The 18840-nt window shown below is 65.5% G+C and carries 18 protein-coding genes; 11 read left to right on the forward strand and 7 right to left on the reverse strand.

Annotation, left to right across the window (positions count from 1 at the left end; all coding sequences use genetic code 11):
* Window positions 1–25: 25 nt before the first annotated feature.
* The 6 genes from B5483_RS09310 to dut all read left to right on the forward strand — a co-directional run bounded on the left by B5483_RS09310 (window position 26) and on the right by dut (window position 6660).
* A complete protein-coding gene (locus B5483_RS09310) occupies window positions 26–970 on the forward strand; it encodes a DMT family transporter (protein WP_079730129.1) in 945 nt (314 codons plus the stop codon).
* Between the two features lie 10 nt (window positions 971–980).
* Entirely contained in the window at window positions 981–1712 is a 732-nt protein-coding gene (locus B5483_RS09315; RefSeq protein WP_054945540.1) for a class I SAM-dependent methyltransferase, read from the forward strand.
* Between the two features lie 84 nt (window positions 1713–1796).
* Window positions 1797–3359: a 2-polyprenylphenol 6-hydroxylase gene (ubiB, locus tag B5483_RS09320; RefSeq protein WP_079730358.1), complete on the forward strand. Its 1563-nt coding sequence runs from the start codon at window positions 1797–1799 to the stop codon at window positions 3357–3359.
* 74 nt (window positions 3360–3433) lie between these two features.
* A complete protein-coding gene (locus B5483_RS09325) occupies window positions 3434–4528 on the forward strand; it encodes a hypothetical protein (protein WP_079730130.1) in 1095 nt (364 codons plus the stop codon).
* A 37-nt stretch (window positions 4529–4565) separates the two neighbouring features.
* Entirely contained in the window at window positions 4566–6206 is a 1641-nt protein-coding gene (locus tag B5483_RS09330; protein ID WP_079730131.1) for a bifunctional phosphopantothenoylcysteine decarboxylase/phosphopantothenate synthase, read from the forward strand.
* Window positions 6190–6660 carry a dUTP diphosphatase gene (gene dut / locus B5483_RS09335; protein WP_054945542.1) on the forward strand — a complete coding sequence of 157 codons (471 nt, stop codon included), beginning with the start codon at window positions 6190–6192 and terminating at the stop codon, window positions 6658–6660. Before B5483_RS09330 ends, dut begins: the two co-directional genes overlap by 17 nt.
* A gap of 6 nt (window positions 6661–6666) precedes the next feature.
* Here dut and B5483_RS09340 read toward each other — a convergent pair whose 3' ends face one another.
* Window positions 6667–6846: a hypothetical protein gene (locus tag B5483_RS09340; RefSeq protein WP_054945543.1), complete on the reverse strand. Its 180-nt coding sequence runs from the start codon at window positions 6844–6846 to the stop codon at window positions 6667–6669.
* A 211-nt stretch (window positions 6847–7057) separates the two neighbouring features.
* Entirely contained in the window at window positions 7058–7732 is a 675-nt protein-coding gene (locus B5483_RS09345; RefSeq protein WP_054945544.1) for a DUF4136 domain-containing protein, read from the reverse strand.
* A gap of 205 nt (window positions 7733–7937) precedes the next feature.
* Between B5483_RS09345 and B5483_RS09350 the strand changes: the two genes are divergently transcribed.
* A complete protein-coding gene (locus B5483_RS09350; protein WP_079730132.1) occupies window positions 7938–8594 on the forward strand; it encodes an MOSC domain-containing protein in 657 nt (218 codons plus the stop codon).
* Between the two features lie 22 nt (window positions 8595–8616).
* On the opposite strand, the gene trpS is transcribed toward B5483_RS09350, so the two are convergent.
* From trpS to secB, 3 genes are read right to left on the reverse strand one after another with little or no spacing between them, the layout of a single operon-like run.
* Entirely contained in the window at window positions 8617–9636 is a 1020-nt protein-coding gene (trpS, locus tag B5483_RS09355) for a tryptophan--tRNA ligase (protein WP_079730133.1), read from the reverse strand.
* An 18-nt stretch (window positions 9637–9654) separates the two neighbouring features.
* A complete protein-coding gene (murJ, locus tag B5483_RS09360; protein WP_079730134.1) occupies window positions 9655–11256 on the reverse strand; it encodes a murein biosynthesis integral membrane protein MurJ in 1602 nt (533 codons plus the stop codon).
* A 48-nt stretch (window positions 11257–11304) separates the two neighbouring features.
* A complete protein-coding gene (gene secB, locus B5483_RS09365) occupies window positions 11305–11811 on the reverse strand; it encodes a protein-export chaperone SecB (protein WP_054945548.1) in 507 nt (168 codons plus the stop codon).
* Between the two features lie 361 nt (window positions 11812–12172).
* On the opposite strand from secB, the gene B5483_RS09370 reads away from it, so the two are divergent.
* The 3 genes from B5483_RS09370 (at window position 12173) to B5483_RS09380 (ending at window position 14787) form a co-directional block, all read left to right on the forward strand.
* Window positions 12173–12859, forward strand: coding sequence for a Tim44/TimA family putative adaptor protein (locus tag B5483_RS09370; protein ID WP_054945549.1), 687 nt, complete (start codon window positions 12173–12175; stop codon window positions 12857–12859).
* Between the two features lie 87 nt (window positions 12860–12946).
* Window positions 12947–14212, forward strand: coding sequence for a murein transglycosylase A (gene mltA / locus B5483_RS09375; protein WP_054946839.1), 1266 nt, complete (start codon window positions 12947–12949; stop codon window positions 14210–14212).
* The gene (locus B5483_RS09380; protein WP_079730135.1) at window positions 14209–14787 is read left to right on the forward strand and encodes a Smr/MutS family protein; all 579 of its coding nucleotides are present in this window, start codon (window positions 14209–14211) and stop codon (window positions 14785–14787) included. Before mltA ends, B5483_RS09380 begins: the two co-directional genes overlap by 4 nt.
* A gap of 451 nt (window positions 14788–15238) precedes the next feature.
* Here B5483_RS09380 and ahpF read toward each other — a convergent pair whose 3' ends face one another.
* Entirely contained in the window at window positions 15239–16837 is a 1599-nt protein-coding gene (gene ahpF / locus B5483_RS09385) for an alkyl hydroperoxide reductase subunit F (protein ID WP_079730136.1), read from the reverse strand.
* 137 nt (window positions 16838–16974) lie between these two features.
* Entirely contained in the window at window positions 16975–17541 is a 567-nt protein-coding gene (gene ahpC, locus B5483_RS09390) for an alkyl hydroperoxide reductase subunit C (protein WP_054946842.1), read from the reverse strand.
* A gap of 341 nt (window positions 17542–17882) precedes the next feature.
* Here ahpC and B5483_RS09395 point away from each other — a divergent pair, with 341 nt between their 5' ends.
* The gene (locus tag B5483_RS09395; RefSeq protein WP_054946875.1) at window positions 17883–18839 is read left to right on the forward strand and encodes a sulfotransferase family protein; all 957 of its coding nucleotides are present in this window, start codon (window positions 17883–17885) and stop codon (window positions 18837–18839) included.
* The last annotated feature ends 1 nt before the right edge of the window (window position 18840 follow it).

An 18840-nucleotide genomic window follows, 5' to 3' on the forward strand; every position in this document is an offset into this window, starting at 1 on the left:
GCAGCTCCCGGCTAAGGCCGCGGGCATGGGCAACGACCGGTCGCACCTTCGCGCTTTTCTCATGCTGGGCATCGTCATGCTGTGCTGGGCAGGCAATTCGATCATCGGGCGCGCCGTGCGCGACGATATCCCGCCGCTGACGCTGGCCTTCGGGCGTTGGACGATCGCAGTGCTGATCCTGCTGCCGATCGCCTGGCGTCAGCTGGTACTGGAACGCGAGGCGGTGCGGGCGGGTTGGCGCTGGATCGTCGCGCTCGGTGTGCTGGGCATCGTCTGCTTCAATTCGCTGATCTATTCCGGCCTGCATTATACGACGGCGGCCAATGCTCTTCTGCTGCAGGCCTCGGTGCCGGCGCTCGTGCTGCTGTTCGACCGCATCTTCTTCAAGTCGCGGCCCGACAGGATGCAGGCGATCGGTGTCGGTGCATCGACGCTGGGGGTGGCCGCTATCGTTTTTCGCGGTGAGCTTTCCGCGGTTCTGAAGCTGGAGATCGGCGGCAAGGGCGATGCCGTGATCCTGTGCGCCGTGGTGGTCTGGTCGCTCTACACCGTGCTCTTGCGCAAGAAGCCACCGGTCAGTGCCCTCGTGTTCGTGCTGCTGACCTTTGCACTGGGCTCGGTAGTGCTGGCGCCCCTGGCCGCGATGGAATGGCTGCAGGGGCAGCGGGTGAACTGGAGCCTGCCGGTGCTGGGCGCCTTCGCCTATGTCGGCGTGTTTCCCTCGATCCTGGCCTACTTCATCTACAATGCCGCGACTGCCAAGATCGGACCGGCGCGCGCGGGTCAGGGCATCACTCTCATGCCGCTGTTCGGAGCCCTGCTTTCGGCGCTGCTGCTGGGCGAGCGGCTGCACGGCTACCACTTTGCCGGTATCGTCCTGATTCTCGGCGGGATCATTCTCTCGGCCCTTGCGTTGTGCAGCAGTGCAGCGGGCAAAACTCCGGTGGCGCCCGGGGCGGCACGACGCTAGAGGACGGCGCATGAACGAAAAGGTTTCCTTCGGCTACGAAGAAGTCGCCCCCGAGGACAAGGAGGGCCGCGTCGGCGCGGTCTTCTCCAGCGTCGCGCGCAAGTACGATGTCATGAACGATGCCATGTCCGCCGGCATGCACCGCTTGTGGAAGGACAAGTTCGTGCGCCGCGTGAAGCCGCAGGCGGGCGAGCAGATCCTCGACATGGCGGGCGGCACCGGCGACATCGCCTTTCGCATGGAGCCTTCGGGCGCGGCGATTACGGTCTCCGATATCAATCAGGACATGCTCGACGTCGGCATCGAGCGGGCCATGGAACGCGGCATCGACAGCCTTGTCTGGTCGCGCCAGAACGCCGAGGAACTGTCCTTCCCGGACCGCTTCTTCGACGCCTACACGATCGCCTTCGGCATCCGGAACGTCACGCATATCGACAAGGCGCTGGCCGAGGCGCACCGCGTGCTCAAGTTCGGCGGACGCTTCTTCTGCCTCGAATTCTCGACGACCGAATGGCCGGGCTTCAAGGAAGTCTACGACGCCTATTCGCATCACCTCGTCCCCAGGATCGGGCAGGCGATTGCCGGCGACGCGGATTCCTATCGCTATCTCATCGAATCGATCCGGCGCTTCCCGCCGATGCCCGAATTCGAGGCGATGATCCGCGAGGCGGGCTTCCGGCACACCAAGGTCGAGCCGATCATGGGCGGCCTCGTCGCGATCCATTCGGGCTGGAAGGTGTAAGCCAGCCATGGTCCCGAACGGTAATGCCACGGCGAGGGCCGCAGGCGCGCGGCATTCGGGTGCGACCGCGTGACCGGCAAGGTGATGCATATCGCCCGCCTGCTCAAATGGGGGCGGGTGCTGGCGCGCCACGGTGCATTGCGCGGGATCGAGAAGGACCGCAATGCCCCGGCGCCGGTAAAGCGCCTGTGCCGCATCGCCCGTTTCGGGACGCGCCAGCCGAAGGAACCGGACTATGCCGGCGCCTTCCAGGAAATCGGCCCTGCGGCGATCAAGCTGGGCCAGGCATTGGCGACGCGCCCGGATCTCGTCGGCGAAGGGCCGGCGCGCAATCTGCTCACCCTGCAGGACAGCCTGCCACCCGTAGCCTTCGGGCTGATCCGCGAACGCGTGGAGGAGAGCTTCGGCAGACCGATCGAGGCGATGTTCTCCTCGTTCGACGAAGAGCCCATCGGCGCGGCGTCGATTGCGCAGGTGCACCGGGCCGTGACGACCGATGGCCGCCATGTCGCGGTCAAGGTCCTGCGCCCGCGCATTCGCGAGAAGTTCGCCCAGGACGTGGGCACTTACGAATGGGCCGCGGCACACCTCGAGGCGCTGGGCGGCGAGGCGACGCGCCTGCGTCCGCGCGCGGTGATCGACAACCTCAAGCGCTGGACCCTGCGCGAGCTCGACCTGCGGCGTGAGGCAGCCTCGGCTTCGGAACTGGCCGAGGCGATGAAGGGCATCGAAGGCTACGCCGTCCCCGACATCGACTGGGACCGCACCAACGGCTCGGTGCTGACGGTCGAATGGGTCGACGGCGTCAAGATGAGCGACCTCGAAGCGCTGCGCGCCGCCGGGCACGACTTGCCCCGGCTTGCCCGCAAGCTGGTCCTGACGTTCCTGACCCAGGCGATCTCCAGTGGATTCTTCCATGCCGACATGCACCAGGGCAACCTGTTCGTGCGCGATGACGGCACCATCGTCGCCATCGACTTCGGCATCATGGGCCGGATCAACCGACAGGCACGCCTCTGGCTGGCCGAGATCCTCTATGGCCTGACCACCGGCAACTATCGCCGTGTCGCCGAGATCCACTTCGAAGCCCAATACGTGCCGAGCTATCACACCGTCGAGGAGTTCGCGACGGCGCTGCGCGCGGTAGGCGAGCCGATGCGCGGCAAGCCGGTGTCGGAGCTTTCGGTCGGGCAGATGCTCGATGGGCTCTTCGCCATCACCCGTGACTTCGACATGCAGGTCCAGCCGCATCTGCTGTTGCTGCAGAAGACCATGGTCATGGTTGAAGGGCTCGCGACCGCGCTCGATCCGCAGATCAACATGTGGGACGTCTCAGGACCTTTCGTGAAGGACTGGCTGCGCGACGAATTGGGGCCGGAAGCGAAGATCGCCGACCGCCTGCGCGAAGACCTCGGCACACTGGCGCGCCTGCCCGACCTGGTACGCCGGATCGAGGAGAAGTTCCCGCCCAAGGGCGGTGCGCCCGAACAGGCGCCGCTGCCTGAAGTGGACCTGATCTGGGCCGGAAGATCGGCGCGGGAGGCTTCGGGCACACCTGATGTTAACCATTGGGGGGGCTATGTTGTGGCAGCGCTTGCTGGGGGCATTGCTGCATGGGCCGTCACGTACTGGAGCATTCTGGGCTAGGCCCGAGGGCCGGGGGGCTTGCGCCTGCCTCGGCTCATGCTCCTGTCGCGCCGCGTTTTTCCGACTGGTCGCCGATGCTCGCCCGGCTGGTCCTGGCGATCCTCGGCCTGCTGCTTGTCGCCTCGGCCATGGTGCCGGTCGGCCGACCGGAAGGCACGCCCGGGGCCATCGTCGCCTCGCCGGACGGGCCGGTCGACACCGCCGATGAGCCCTACGACGAGGATATCGCCCTCTACGAAGCGGCCATCGAGCGCATTCGCCACGGCGAGAACTATTACGATTTCATCGTCCCTGAGCAGCGGGCGCGCAACTATCCGGTGAATCCGGGCCTTGCCGTGCGCCTGCCGACGCTGGCCTATCTCGATGCGTGGCTGGGAGAGCCGGGGCAGATCGTCGCTGCCATTGCGCTGATGCTTGGGGTGATCGCCGCGTGGTGGTCGCGCTTCCGCGAGGATACCTCGCTCGGCCGCCTGCCGCGCATGGCGACGACCATGGTTTTCGTCGACGCTTCGCTGGGGCTGAACCGTCACTATTTCCCGCTCCATGAGTTATGGGCGGGCATGCTCGTCGCGCTCTCCTTCGGCCTGCACCGCATCGGTACGGCTGGACAGGGCGGGCGCTGGGCAGGGGCTTTCCTCGCCGCGGCACTGGCTTTGGCAATCCGGGAGCATACCTTGCCTTTCGTGCTGCTGATGGCGGCAACTGCGCTCTATTACCGCAACTGGCGCGAGGCCGGGGCCTGGATCGCGCTGGTCGCGGTCTTCCTCGCCGCGCTGGCATGGCATCTGGACATCGTCTCGCGCGATGTCCTGCCCAGCGACCCGCATTCCGCGCCTTGGCTGGTGATGCGCGGGCTGTCAGGCTGGCTGGCCAATGTCGTGCAGGCGAGCAATCTGCGGTTCCTGCCGCACTGGCTGGCGGGACCCGCCGTGGTGCTCATGGCCTTTGGCTGGCTGGGCTGGAATTCGCGGGCCGGGACCTTCGGCTTCCTGCTCAGCGCGGGGTATGGCTTCGTCTTCATGCTCGCCGGACGCTGGGACAACTTCTACTGGGGCGCGATGATCGCGCCGGCGATGTTCGCTGGCATCGTTTTCGCTCCGCGTGCAATTGCCGCATTGTTGGAAGCAGCCGGATCAGGGGAAAGGCCGCGGTTAGTCGCGGTAAAGTAATTGCGTGAACTTCGATGCTGTTGCACAAGCGCCGACGATGAGTGGACCCAGGATTCTTCTGGTCATTGGCGGAGGTATAGCCGCCTACAAGGCCTGTGAGTTAGTCCGCCACATCCGCAAGGAAGGTGGCGAGGTTACCTGCGTTCTCACCGAGGGCGGCTCCAGGTTCGTGACACCGATGGCGCTCGCGGCGCTGTCCGAAAAACCTGTCTACACCACGCTCTGGGACCTCAAGAACGAGGCGGAGATGGGGCATATCCAGCTCAGCCGCGAGGCGGACCTCGTGGTCGTCTGCCCGGCGACGGCCGACCTGCTGGCCAAGATGGCCTCGGGGATTGCCGACGATCTTGCCACTACGATGATGCTGGCGACCGACAAGCCGGTGATGGCCGTGCCGGCGATGAACGTGCGTATGTGGCAGCATGCCGCCACGGTGCGCAACGTGCAGGTCCTGCGCGAGGCGGGCGTCGACGTCATGGAGCCCGACGAGGGCACGATGGCCTGCGGCGAATTCGGTCCCGGCCGCCTGCCCGACCCGATTGCGATCTGGCAGCGCATCGCCTGGGCGCTCGGGCTCGGCCCGGTCGAAGTCGCGCCGCTGCCCGGTGAAACGCCGGGCCGGGCGCTTCCCGAACCCCAGCACGATCCACTTCAGTGGCAGCCGCAATTCGAAGAGCCGGAACCGGACCTTCCCGAAGGTGAAGGACAGGGGCTGGGCGGTCTTTCGGGCTCGATGATCTCGCGCGGGCTGAAGAAGGCCAAGCAGGCGATTTCCTTCGGGCACCACGAGCATGATCTGGCCGCAACGCGCGAAGCTGCGCCGTCGCCGGCATCCTCGCTGCTCGTGGCCAAGAAGGGCGCCGCCCGCGCCGCGCCGCCGACCGATCCGGCCGCAATCAACCACCTCGTTTCCGGCGCCTCGGACTTCTCGCGGCCCGAACCGTTCGATGGTGGCGTCGAGATGGTCGCCGACATGGGCGCGGTTCATAATTCCAGTGCTTCCGGCACGCCGGAGCAGGTCTTCCCCGTGGACGGTCCGCTGACCGGTCGTCACGTGCTCGTCACGGCCGGTCCGACCTGGGAGCCGATCGACCCGGTGCGCTACATCGCCAATCGCTCCTCGGGTAAGCAGGGCTTCTCGATTGCCGCTGCTGCTGCTGCTGCGGGTGCCCGTGTGACGCTGGTTGCAGGACCGGTGCACCTGCCCACTCCGCCGGGCGTCGACCGCGTCGACGTGGAGAGCGCGCTGGAAATGGCCGACGCGGTCAAGAATGCGCTTCCGGCCGACATCGCGGTGATGGTCGCCGCGGTCGCGGACTGGCGCACGATCAATACCGCCAAGGCAAAGCTCAAGAAGCGCGGTTCGGCCCCGCCGGCGCTGCTGCTGACCGAGAACCCGGATATCCTCGCCACCGTTGCCGCGCGGCCGGACCGGCCGCCGCTCCTCATCGGTTTCGCTGCAGAAACCGACAACGTGCTCGAGTACGCCAAGGAGAAGCGCAAGCGGAAGGGCGCGGACTGGATCATTGCCAACGACGTGTCGGGCGATGTCATGGGCGGCGACGCGAATGCCGTGCACATCGTCACCGGCTCCGACGTCGTCAGCCTCCCCGAAATGCCCAAGGAGGATGTCGCGCGCATCCTCGTAGAAAGGTTTGCAGATGCACTCGCCCACTAACGTTCCCGTGCCGATCAAGGTCCTGCCGCACGGCGAGGGGCTTCCGCTCCCCGCTTATGCGACGTCGGGCGCGGCCGGCATGGACGTCGTCTCGGCCGAGGACGTGACGATCGCACCGGGCGCGCGCCATGCGGTGGCGACGGGGATTGCCGTGGCGATCCCGCAGGGTTTCGAGATCCAGGTGCGCCCGCGTTCGGGCCTGGCGCTCAAGCATGGCATTACGGTCGCCAACGCGCCGGGAACGGTCGATTCGGACTATCGCGGCGAAGTGAAGGCGATCCTCATCAACCACGGCAACGCGCCCTTCGAGATCCGGCGCGGCGACCGCGTCGCCCAGCTCGTTCTTGCGCCGGTCACGCTGGCGTCGTGGCTGCCGGTGGAGGAACTCGACGAGACCGAGCGTGGTGAGGGTGGATTCGGGTCGACCGGCGGGGTCGTCGCCCTCGGTAACTGAGCTGCCTCAGTCGTCGCGGCTGGCGCTTTCGCGTTTGGCCCGCCGGCGCTTCACGCCGTACCAGCCGACAAGGCCGAGCGTGCCGACAGTCGCGAACCCCTTGGCGAGCGAGGAGAAGGCCGCCGAAAGCGCGCCCACGGTCACGCCCCAGAAGAGCTGCGACATGATGGCCATGAACGTGTTCATTGCTCGGGCTTGTCCGGGTTAGGGGCGGGCGCGTCAAGCTATCGCAACGCATGAACCGGCCCGTCGGGTCCGTCCGGGCATGAAATCGGGCGAAGACGGCTGGCCCGATAGGCAGCGCAGCCAGCAAGCAGATGAAAAAAGGACGGGCCCGCATGTCTCAGCGGACCCGCCCCTCGGTGTCTCCCTCTATGCGAAGGGGGAGCCTGTCAGATCACTTCTTTTCCGGTGCGACTGTAATGCGCACGGTCTCGCCTGAGTTCCCGGGAAAACCGGTAAACATCGCTTCGACGAGATTGGGAACGAGATACTGCAGGCGATTGGAGGTCGAGAGGGCCTCTGCCTTGCCTTCGAACAGCCGCAGGCCGTCGGCCGCACGGTCGATCTTCAGGCTGATGCCGCTGGTGTAGACGGTGTAACTGTCGACGCCGCCATCGAAGAACGGGTCGTAGAGGCCGTAGCGCCACGGTCCGCCCCAATAGCCGAAGCGGGACGGGCCCCAGTAGCCGAAGCGGTTGTAGCCATACCACGGGCCCCAGTAGGACGACGGGCCGATGCCGGTCGAACGGATACGTTCGCGGCCGTTGTCGACGCCGTAGTCGAAGCGCACGATCATGTCCGCCTTCGCCGGATCTTCGGTCGCTACGTAGCCGAGGTTGGCCATGCGCTCGCGCACGAGCGTGGCGTACTGGGCGAATTCGAGGCCGCCGGACAGCTTGGGATCGTCTGCGACGATGGCGAAAGTCTGCCCCGAAGGGGCCGGAAGCTGGGACTGGAAGCGCGAGACGTCCGCCTTGAACGGCGTGGCGCAGGCGGCAACCGCCATCAGCAGCATGGCAGCAGCGACGAAGCGCAACCTGCCCAAAAATGATCCGGATTGATGTGACATCCTGGTTTTCTCCACGATCCGTGCGGGGTCTGTCTTGCCCCGCCTGACGCGACCCGCGATTCCTTGCGATACTGTCCTAGATTCAACGGCCTGAATAGCTGTTGAATGGAGGCGCAGCCGCGACGGACCGATGGTGCGCTTCAGGCTGTCTTGGCGTACGCGCTTCGGTCTATATGTAGGAAGACAAAGGCAAATGGCGAGTCCGATGTCCCCGATGCCCATTTCCGTTCTTTCCATCCAGTGCGGCAAGGTCCGCAGCTTTCGCGGCGCAGACGAATCGAGCGCCATCGGCAAGCGACCGGTCGCAGGGCCGGTGCGCGTGGGCCGCCTTGGTCTTGCGGGCGACGAGCAGGCCGATCTTGCCGTCCACGGCGGTCCGGACAAGGCGATCCATCACTTTCCGCACGATCATTACGCCTTCTGGCGCGAGGCGATCGGTGCGCATCCGCTGCTCGATGACTTTGGCGCCTTCGGAGAGAACGTTTCGACGCAGGGGCTGACCGAGGACATGGTCTGCATCGGCGACCGCTGGCGGCTCGGCACGGCGCTGGTCGAGGTGAGCCAGGGGCGGCAGCCTTGCTGGAAGCTGGATCACCGCTTCGATGGCGCACCGGTCAATGCCGGAACGGTCAGGGCGCGGCGACCGGGCTGGTACTATCGCGTGATCGAGGAAGGCGAAGTCGCCGCCGGTGACGCGATGGCGCTGGAGTTACGGCCTTATCCGGAGTGGACGGTGCTGCGCGTCTTCGGCCTGCTCATCGCAGGGGATCACAAGCGCGACCGGGCGAGCCTGGAAGCGCTGGGCGAAGTCGCGCCGCTCGCCGAGCCCTGGGCCCGGCGGCGCACGCAACTCCTGGGCTGACGGCCTTTCCGCTGAGGGACGCTCAGCCCCTGACGAGGCCGAGCGCCTTGTAGGTCGCGTCGAGCGTCGGCACGGCCAGCGCGCGGGCCTTTTCGGCGCCCTTGTGCAGGATCGCGTCGAGCGCGTCGCGGTCCCGGCGCAGTTCGACGAAGCGCGCGTTGATCGGCGCCAGCTTCTCGACCAGCAGTTCGCCCAGCGCCGGCTTGAACTTGCCGAAGCCTTCACCGCCGAAATCGGCAAGCACGCCGTCGACCGTGCTGCCGGTCATCACCGCGTATATCCCGACGAGATTCGCGGCTTCCGCTCGGCCCTCAAGCCCGGCCTTCTCGGAGGGCAGGGGTTCGGGATCTGTCTTGGCCTTCTTGACCTTCTTCATGATCGTTTCGGCATCGTCGGTCAGGTTGATGCGCGCCATGTCCGAAGGGTCGGACTTGCTCATCTTGGCCGTGCCGTCGCGCAGCGACATGATGCGCGCCGCCTCGGGCGGGATGATCGGATCGGGAAGGGTGAAGACCGGGTTCTCTTCCGATGCGAAGTCGTTGTTGAACTTCTGCGCGATGTCGCGGGCCAGCTCGAGGTGCTGCTTCTGGTCCTCTCCCACCGGCACGTGGGTCGCCTGGTAGAGCAGGACGTCGGCGGCCTGCAGCACCGGATAGGTGAACAGGGCGACCGAAGCGCCTTCGCGGTTCTTGCCGGCCTTGTCCTTCCACTGCGTCATGCGGTTCAGCCAGCCCATGCGGGCCGTGCCGTTGAGCAGCCATTGCAGTTCGGCATGCTGGGGAACCTGCGCCTGGTTGAACAGGATCGAGCGGTCCGGATCGATGCCGCAGGCGACCAGCGCGGCGACCATCTCGCGCGTGTTGGCGGACAGCGTCTCGGGCTCGAAGGGCATCGAGATCGCGTGGAGGTCGGCCAGGAAGTACAGGCTCTGCCCGCCCTGGGCGGCCATGTCGTCCTGCATCTTCACCCAGTTGCGGATCGCGCCCAGGTAGTTGCCGAGGTGCAGGTTGCCGGTGGGCTGGATGCCGGAGACGATACGCATGATGGATGAAGCCTGATGTTATTCCGAAAGATCGACCGGTTCCGCCTTCGCGGTCGGCCGGCGACGCCGTAGCTGGCCAAGCAGGTTCTTGTCGAGAGCGCCGACGAGATAGGCCACGCCGAAGAAGACCACGAGGCCCGCCGCACACAGCACGCCGAGGGACCAGACCTTCTCGAACACGTTGCCGCCGTAGCGCGAGGCCATGGTCGGCATGAGCAGCCACAGGACGGCCCCCATCGCCGCGCTCGCGACGATCTGGCGCGCGATGCGCGAGGCAAGCTTGCCGGAGAAGTGGAACCAGCCGCGCACCTGCAGGATCGTATAGAGCGTGAGCACGTTGAGCGTGGAGGTGAATGCTGTGGCCGCGGCCAGGCCGACGATGCCGTAGATCGGCACGACGACGATGTTGATGGCGATGTTCACGATCAGCGCGCCGGCCGCGATCCAGACCGGGGTGCGGGTGTCCTCGCGGCTGAAGAAGGCGGGCTGGAACACCTTGACCAGCACGTAGGAGGGCAGGCCGATGACCAGCGCCACCACGATGTCGGCCATGACCGCCCCGTTCGCGCCGGTCATCTTGCCGCCCACGAAGAAGGCGGTGACGAAGGCGGGCGCGCAGATCGCCAGCGCAGTGGCGGCAGGCAGCGTGAGCAGGGTGGCGATCTCGACGGCATTGGCCTGAAGGCGCTGGGCGCCGGCCCTGTCGTCGCTCTGGATGTGACGCGCCAGCATCGGCAGGATCGCGGTGCCAAGGGCAATGCCGACGATGCCGAGCGGCATCTGGTTGAGGCGGTCGGCGTACTTGAGCAGGGTGAGCGAGCCCTGCGCCAGCGAAGTGGCGAAGAAAGTGTCGACGAACTGGCTGATCTGGTAGACGCCCGCGCCGAAGGTGGCGGGCAGGATCAGCATGCCAAGGCGCTTCACTTCGGGCGTGAACCTGGGCGTCGTGAGCTTCAGTGTCACGCCGGCCTTGCGCGTAGCCCAGGCCATGTAGGCGAGCTGGGCCACGCCCGAGGCCGTCACGGCGACCGCGATCGACCAGGCGACCGTTACGTCGCTGCCGCCGTGCTCGCGCAGGAAGTAACCGGTGAGGATGCCGGTGATCAGCACGATGTTGAGCAGCACCGGCACGAAGGCGCCGGGCGCGAATTTCGAATGGGCATTGAGCAGGCCCGAGAGCATCGCGACGAGGCTGACGAGGCCGAGGTAGGGGAAAGTCACGCGGCTGAGCGTGACGGCCAGCTCGAACTTGCCGGGTATCGCCTGATACTCGCCGGCAAGCAGCCAGACGATCAGCGGCATTGCCAGCATGGCCAGCGCCGAAAAGCCCAGCAGGACCCACACGAAGACCGCCAGCACGTCGCTGGCGAAGCGGTCGGCGGCGTCCTCGCCGCCTTCCCCGGACAGCGTGCGCGTGTACATCGGCACGAAGGCGACCGAGAAGGCGCCCTCGGCGAACAGCCGGCGGAAGGTGTTGGGAAGGACGAAGGCGAGCTGGAACGCGTCTGCCGCCAGCCCGGCGCCAAGGACGCGGGCCAGCAGCATGTCGCGGGCAAAACCGAAGACGCGGCTGAGGGCGGTCAGGCCGCCGATCGTGCCGACATTGCGGACGAGACTCATCGTGTCAGTCCCTTGGCGTCCGGTGCGTTAGCCGCGTTTCGGCAGAGGTCAGGCGTGGCCTGCGGGCTGGGTTTCGGCAGCCTGCTGCTGGGCCTGGAGCTGCTGGACGTAGAGCCCGTTGAAGTCGATCGGCTCGAGCATCAGCGGCGCGAAGCCGGCATCGCGAACGGCGTCGGAAACGATTCGGCGCGCGAAGGGGAACAGGATGCGTGGCGCTTCGGCGAACAGGAAGGCGTGCGCCTGGCCGTCATCGAGATTGCGCATGCCCACGAGCGCGCAATAGGACAGGTCGACGACATAGGCGGTGCCGGCCTCGGCCTTCGAGGTGCAGGTGATCTTCAGTTCGACTTCATGGACTTCGCCGTCGATCGGCCGCGCGCCGATGTTGAACTGGATGTCGACCTGCGGCTGGTCCTGCCACTGGAAGCTCTGCGGCGAACTCGGGTTCTCGACCGAGAGGTCCTTGACGTACTGGGTGATGATGCCCGCGGACGGACCGGTGTCCTCGCCATTGCCGAGGTTGAGATCGGAGATGATGTTGCCGTCGTCGGCCATTTTGCTGTCTTCCCGCAAGTAGGTCTGAAATAAACTCTGGCCGCGCGCCTAAAGCATTTTGCCCCCCTGTGGAACACCCGAAGCGTGTGAATTTGCCTTCCAACGTGGATTCGCGCAGGGGATTTTCATCAAGTTAGGGGGTGCCATCGGGCAATCGGGCAACGGACGGGCGAAAAAATGCCCCGACCGGCCCACTCACGCGTTGTTCATTTGTAAAGGCTACCTATCTCAGGTTATGTTGAATCGCTGGAACGGGGGCTCGTCTTTCGAGTTGAATGCCTGAAGGGTTGTTTGCCGGAACATGGCGCAACCGCAGTTTCACAGGTTACCCTGACAGCGAAGAAGGGATGGAATAAGGAACGTGACACCGGAAATCGTGATCCTGGCCATGATCGCAGCCTTCCTGGGCTTGCGGCTCTATTCCGTGCTTGGGCGTCGTGCCGAGCATGAGGAAGAGCCCATTCAGGGACGCTTCGAAGGCCGCCAGGGGCAGCCGGGTGCAGCGCGCGTTCCGGCTCCCAAGCCCGACGCCAAGACTGATGATCGCAACCCGGCTCGCCAGGCGCAGCGCCTGCGTGAAATGCCATTGGCACCGCCGTCGGTGGAGCGCGGTCTTGCCGAAATCGCGCAAGTCGATCGCCGGTTCGATGCGCTCGCCTTCCTCGAAGGTGCGCGCAGCGCTTACCGGATGATCCTCGAGGCGTTCTGGAAGGGCGACAAGGCAGAGCTTCGCGCCCTGTGCGACGACGACGTGTACGAGAGCTTCTCGGCCGCGATCGATGCCCGCATCGACGCTGGCGAAACGCTGGATAACCGCCTGATTCGCATCGAGGAATGCGCCGTTACGGCGGCCGGTGTGGACAATGGCTTCGCCCGTATCACCCTGCGCTTCCGTTCGGATATCGCTGCGGTGACCCGCGATGCGGAAGGGCACGTCGTGGCCGGTTCGCTCGACGATGCGATCGAGGCCGTCGACATGTGGACGTTCGCGCGCGCTGTCAATTCGCCCGATCCCGACTGGCTGCTCGACGAGACCGACGCGGCCTGAGGTTCAGGATCACGGCAGCTCGAATGTCACGCATTCGAAACTGAACTGCGCGGGGCCGGTTTACCGGCCCCGTTCCGTCTGGGGAGCATGGTCTTGCGGCAGGCATTTCATACCGCAGGTAAAGCACCGGAGGACAAGCGCGCATCGGGCAGCATCGGCGCTCCCGCGCGCAAGATCGCCGCTCTCTCGCTCGCCGTTCTGCTGGCCTCGTGCGTGCGACTGATCCCGGGCGGCAGCGTGAGCGGACCGGTGACGCCGCCGGTTGCGCCACCGACCGCCGAATCGGCCCTCGCCCTCGGCGTGCGGCAAGGGCCGGCCATCGCCGCTTTGCGACTCGGGCAGTCCGACGCGGTTTCCGCGCTGGCCTCGTTCCGCGAAAGCTGCCCGCGGGTAACGGCGCGAGCCGATGGCAGCGGGCTCACCCGGCCGGAGGACTGGCGCCAGGCCTGTGTCGCTGCGGCCAGTTGGGCGCCTGCGACCGCGCCGCAGTTTTTCACCACGTTCTTCGAAGCCGCGCGCGTCGGCGACGGATCTGCTTTCGCGACCGGATACTACGAACCGGAGATTGCAGGCTCGCGCATTCGCCGCCCGGGCTATGACGTACCGATCTACGGCCTGCCGCCCGACCTCGTACGGGCGCGGCCGGGCGATGCGCAGCCGCTGGAGAGCGGTCGCATGCCGCTGGGCCGTTACGATCGCGACGGCCGCTTCGTGCCTTATTACGACCGGGCGGAGATCGAGCAGGGCGCGCTTATGGGGCGCGGGCTGGAGATCGCCTGGGCGGCCGACCCGGTCGAAGTGTTCTTCCTGCAGGTGCAGGGTTCGGGGCGCTTGCGTGCGCCCGACGGTTCGGTTGTCCGGATCGGCTATGCCGGGCAGAACGGCCAGCCTTACACCGGCATCGGCGGGCTTATGCGCGAACGCGGCCTGATCGGTTCCGGGCCGGGTCAGTATCCCGGCTCGATGCAGGGGATCATCCGGTACATCCGCGATTACCCGGCCGAGGGTGCGGCCCTGATGCGGGAGAACCGTTCGTGGGTCTTCTTCAGGGAGCTCAAGGGCGAGGGCCCGCTCGGCGCTCTCAATGTGCCGGTGCGCCCGCTCAGTTCGCTTGCGGCTGATCCGCGTTTCGTGCCGCTCGGGGCGCCGGTCTGGCTGGACCTCGATCGCCGCGAGGCAGGTGGGTTGTGGATCGCACAGGACACTGGCGGGGCAATCAAGGGCGCCAATCGATTCGATACGTTCTGGGGTGCGGGTGAGCAGGCCCGACTGACTGCCGGTGGCATGAGCAGCCGGGGTAGCGCGCTGATTTTCCTGCCCAAGGGAACGCTCAAGCGCATCGGCGCGCAATGAGGCGCCCCAGCCGCAAGCTGTCGCCCGACGAGGCGGAAGTGTGGGCGCGTGTCGCGCGCACGGTCGCGCCGCTGGAGAAGCGCAAGCCGATCCCGGTTGTCCCGACTGCGCCTGCGGAACGTTCCGGCATTTCGTCTCCGCCGATACCGACGCCGAAGAAGGTGAAGGGGCGTGTGCCGCCGCCGCTGCCGCCAAAACCCCAACCGGCCAGGCCGAAGGGCGAGACGCAGTTGCATCTCGACGGGTCATGGGAAAAACGCATCGCCAAGGGTACGCTTGTGCCGGACTTCAGTCTCGACCTGCATGGCTCGACGCTGGACAGCGCCTATCATCGCCTCATGCATGGGCTGGGGCAGGCCAAGGCCATGGGCGCGCGCGTGGTTCTGGTGGTGACGGGAAAACCCCGGCCGGTCGACGCGATGGATCGCGGTGAGCGGCGCGGGGCTATCAGGGCCAAGATCAATGACTGGTTGGCCGCCAGCGAACATGCCTCCGACATCGTCGCCATTCGCGGCGCGCATCGCCGCCATGGCGGGCAGGGGGCTATCTACGTGGTGTTGAAAAGAAGGCGCTGAGCCCGAAAGGGCTCAGTCAAATTCACCCAAATCGACTGTGCAGATCCGACGCGACTGTGTCAGTTCTTGCGAGCGCGAAAGTCATGGGTCCAGATCTTCTCAAAGACTGGCAAATCCAGATGCCATGATCTTCGCAATAGTCACGAAGTTCGTGGAATTTGTCTTCTCTATACGTAAAGCGGTGAAAGTCCGATATATTGTTGGTCATGTGGCGAAGTATATACGAAGATTGCGAAATTTTCAACCGCAAGGGTTTGCGATATTTTGCCGTTCGCATGCGCGATTTCAGCACGATTTTTTTCGCCGGTTCCTATGCTCATTTCCCCTGCGCTTGATGCCTTTCGTTCGGCATTGACCGAAATGCGAAAACGGGCGGGGATCCTGCGATCCCCGCCCGCGTCCGGTTTTCCCGTGCGGTGCGCCGGACGATCCGGCCACCGCTGCCGTGCGATCAGGCTGCCTGGGCGGCCTGCGCGATCTCTTCGGGCGCCTCGTTGCGGATCAGGTAGTCGAACGCGGAGAGTGCCGCCTTCGATCCTTCGCCCATGGCGATGATGATCTGCTTGTAGGGTACCGTGGTAGCGTCGCCTGCGGCGAAGACGCCGGGCAGGTTGGTCGCCGCCTTGCCGTCGATCACGATCTCGCCGAAGCGGGTCATCTCCAGCCCCGAGTCCTTGAGCCATTCGGTATTGGGCACGAGACCGATCTGGACGAAGACACCTTCGAGTTCGACGTGGTGTTCCTCGCCGCTCTCGCGGTTCTTGTAGGTCAGGCCGTTGACCTTCTCGCCGTCGCCGGTCACTTCGGTGGTCTGGGCGGAGACGATAATGTCGACGTTCTTCATCGACCGCAGCTTGTCCTGCAGGACCTGGTCGGCGCGCAGCCTGGCGTCGAACTCGATCAGGGTGATATGGCCGACGATGTTGGCCAGGTCGATCGCCGCCTCGACGCCTGAGTTGCCGCCGCCGATGACCGCCACGCGCTTGCCCTTGAACAGGGGGCCGTCGCAGTGCGGGCAATAGGCTACGCCCTTGGTACGGTATTCCGCCTCGCCGGGCACGCCCAGGTTGCGCCAGCGCGCACCGGTGGTGAGGATCAGCGAGCGGGCCCTGAGCGAGGCGCCGTTCGAGAACTGCACTTCGTGGTAGCCGCCGGCCTCGGTGGCCGGAATCAGCTTTTCGGCGCGCAGCAGGTTCATCGTGTCGATGTCGTACTCACCCACGTGCTGTTCCAGCGCGGCGGCAAGCTTCGGGCCCTCGGTGTAGGGAACCGAGATGAAGTTCTCGATGCCCATGGTGTCCATCACCTGGCCGCCCATGCGTTCTGCGGCGATGCCGGTGCTGAAGCCCTTGCGCGCGGTGTAGATCGCGGCCGAGGCGCCGGCGGGACCGCCGCCGATGACGAGAACTTCGAAGGGCTTCTTGTCGGCGAGCTTGGCTGCAGCCTTGGCGTTCGCGCCCTTGTCGAGCTTGCCGAGGATTTCCTCGATGCTCATCTTGCCCGAGCCCCACATCTCGCCGTTCAGGAAGACGGCGGGCACGGCGAGGACGCCGCGGCCTTCGACTTCGTCCTTGAATGCGCCGCCCTCGATCAGGGTGGCGTTGATGCGCGGGTTGTAAAGGGCCATCAGGGTCAGCGCCTGAACGACGTCCGGGCAGTTGTGGCACGAGAGCGAGAAGTACATCTCGAAATCGAAGTTGCCTTCCAGCTGGCGGATCTGGTCGAGGACCTCGTCCGATACCTTGGGCGGGTGGCCGCCGGTCCACAGCAGCGCGAGGACCAGCGACGTGAATTCATGACCGAGCGGCACGCCGGCGAAACGGACCCATACTTCGGTGTTCGAGGCACGACGGATGATGAAGCTGGGCTTGCGCGCGTCGTCGCCGTCGAAACGGGCGGTAACCTTGTCGGAAAGCGCGGCGATCTGGGTCAGCAGGTCGCGGGTTTCGGCCGACTTGGCATCATCGCCGAGCGAGGCGACGAGTTCGATCGGTTCGCGCAGCATGCCGAGATATTGCGAGAGCTGCTGCTTCAGGTTTTCATCAAGCATCGTGTTGGGTCCTGTGAGAATGTTGGGAGAGGTTGCGAAGGTCCGCGGCCCGGGGCTTTCGGGGGGAGGGATCCGCCCCGAGCCGCGTCCTTCAGGCGGCCCTCAGGCCGCCGTTCTCCGGTACGACCCGGAGGAAATCAGAGCTTGCCGACGAGGTCGAGCGAGGGAGCGAGGGTCTCGCTGCCTTCTTCCCACTTGGCCGGGCAGACCTGGCCGGGGTGGGCGCGCACGTACTGGGCGGCCTTGATCTTGCGCACGAGTTCCGAAGCGTTGCGGCCAACGCCTTCGCAGGTGATTTCCATGATCTGGATCACGCCGTCCGGGTCGACCACGAAGGTGGCGCGGTCGGCAAGGCCCGAATCTTCGCGCAGAACGCCGAAGTTGTTGGTCAGGGCGTGGTTCTGGTCACCGAGGAAAGCGTAGCCGCACTTGCCGATCTTTTCCGAAGTGTCGTGCCAGGCCTTGTGGCTGAAGTGCGTGTCGGTCGAAACGCCGAACACTTCGACGCCCATGCCCTTCAGTGCTTCGTACTGGTCGGCGAGGTCTTCCAGTTCGGTCGGGCAGACGAAGGTGAAGTCGGCCGGATAAAAGAAGAACACGGCCCACTTGCCCGCGATGTCGGCTTCGGTGACGTCGAAGAAGTCCTTGCCCGCCTGGAAAGCGGTGTTCTTGAACGGCTTGATGGTGCTGCCGATGATACCCATGGTCGTGTTTCCCTCTAGATTGGGTGTTGAATGGACGAGAGGGAGATAGGCGCAACGCATGACGATTTGTAGCGCGATGATTCGATTGGCTTGATCGGATTGCTCGATTACTCGAAGCCGGATTGACCGATTTCATCGATAAAGCGTTGCTGCGGGTTCCGCAGGTCGCAGAAAGTGCCGACCCGGACCATGCCGGAAGGGTTACCTTGGGTGGCCGGGGTGCTGCGGTCCGCTATCCCGAACGGGTAATTGACTCCCCCGGCTCCGGTCCTGTTCCCTGTAACTATAGATTAAAAAAGCGGTTTCGGAGTCGCGGTGTGAGTGGGAACGAGGAACTGAACATGCACGCCAGAATGGAGCGCGTTGCGCGCGGCGTTGCCGGTTCGGCTCTCAAGCTGCTGGATGCATCCCTTGCTCCATTCGTGCCTGTCCGTGCGACCGGGCCCAAGCTGCCCCCGATCTTCATCGTCGGCTTGCCCCGGTCCGGGACCACGGTCGTCTATCAGGCGATGACGACGGTCTGGCGCTTCGCCTACATCAACAACATCACCGAGCGCTTCCCCCGGAGCAATGCACGTGTTTCCCGGCTCTTGCGCACGCATACCTGGCGAGTGCCGCCGGAGTTCAGCAGCTATGTCGGCAGGACGCCGGGGCCGTCCGGGCCCAGCGAGGGCATCGCTTTCTGGCAGCACGCCTTCCCCAGCGAAACGCACGAGGCGGTGGAACCGGAGGAAGTGGATCCCCATCGCGAGCGCTGGTTGGTGAACTCGGTGGCCAGCCTGACCGAACAGTTCGATGCGCCATTCCTGTCCAAGGTTCCCTGCAACAGCCTGCGGATCTCCGCGTTGGCCGCGATCTTCCCCGACGCGCTCTTCGTCGTCGTTCGGCGCGACCTGATGGAAGTGGCGCAATCGCTGCTCAAGGCGCGCCGGGAGCGCTGCGGAAACGCGCGCGGGCATTATTCCGTCATTCCGCGGGGGCTTGAGGAACTCGGCGATCTACCCCCGGTGGAGTATGTCGCCGAACAGGTCGCCATGACCGAAATTGCCATGCGCGAAGCGCAGGAAAGCCTGCCCGATAACCGCTTCCACGAAATCGACTACGTGGACTTCTGTGCCGAGCCGCGGGATGTGCTGGCGCAGTTCGAGCAGTTCGCATCGGATCGCGGGCTGGAGCTTCAGTGGCGATCCACGATGAGCCGGGTTCCGCCCGCCTTCGAAGCCAGCCAGGGTATCCGCATGCCTGCGGTCGAGCGCACGACGATCGAAAAGACGCTGGTCAGGAACCGGGTGATCTAGG

The sequence above is a fragment of the Novosphingobium mathurense genome, assembly GCF_900168325.1.
Lineage (GTDB): Bacteria > Pseudomonadota > Alphaproteobacteria > Sphingomonadales > Sphingomonadaceae > Novosphingobium > Novosphingobium mathurense.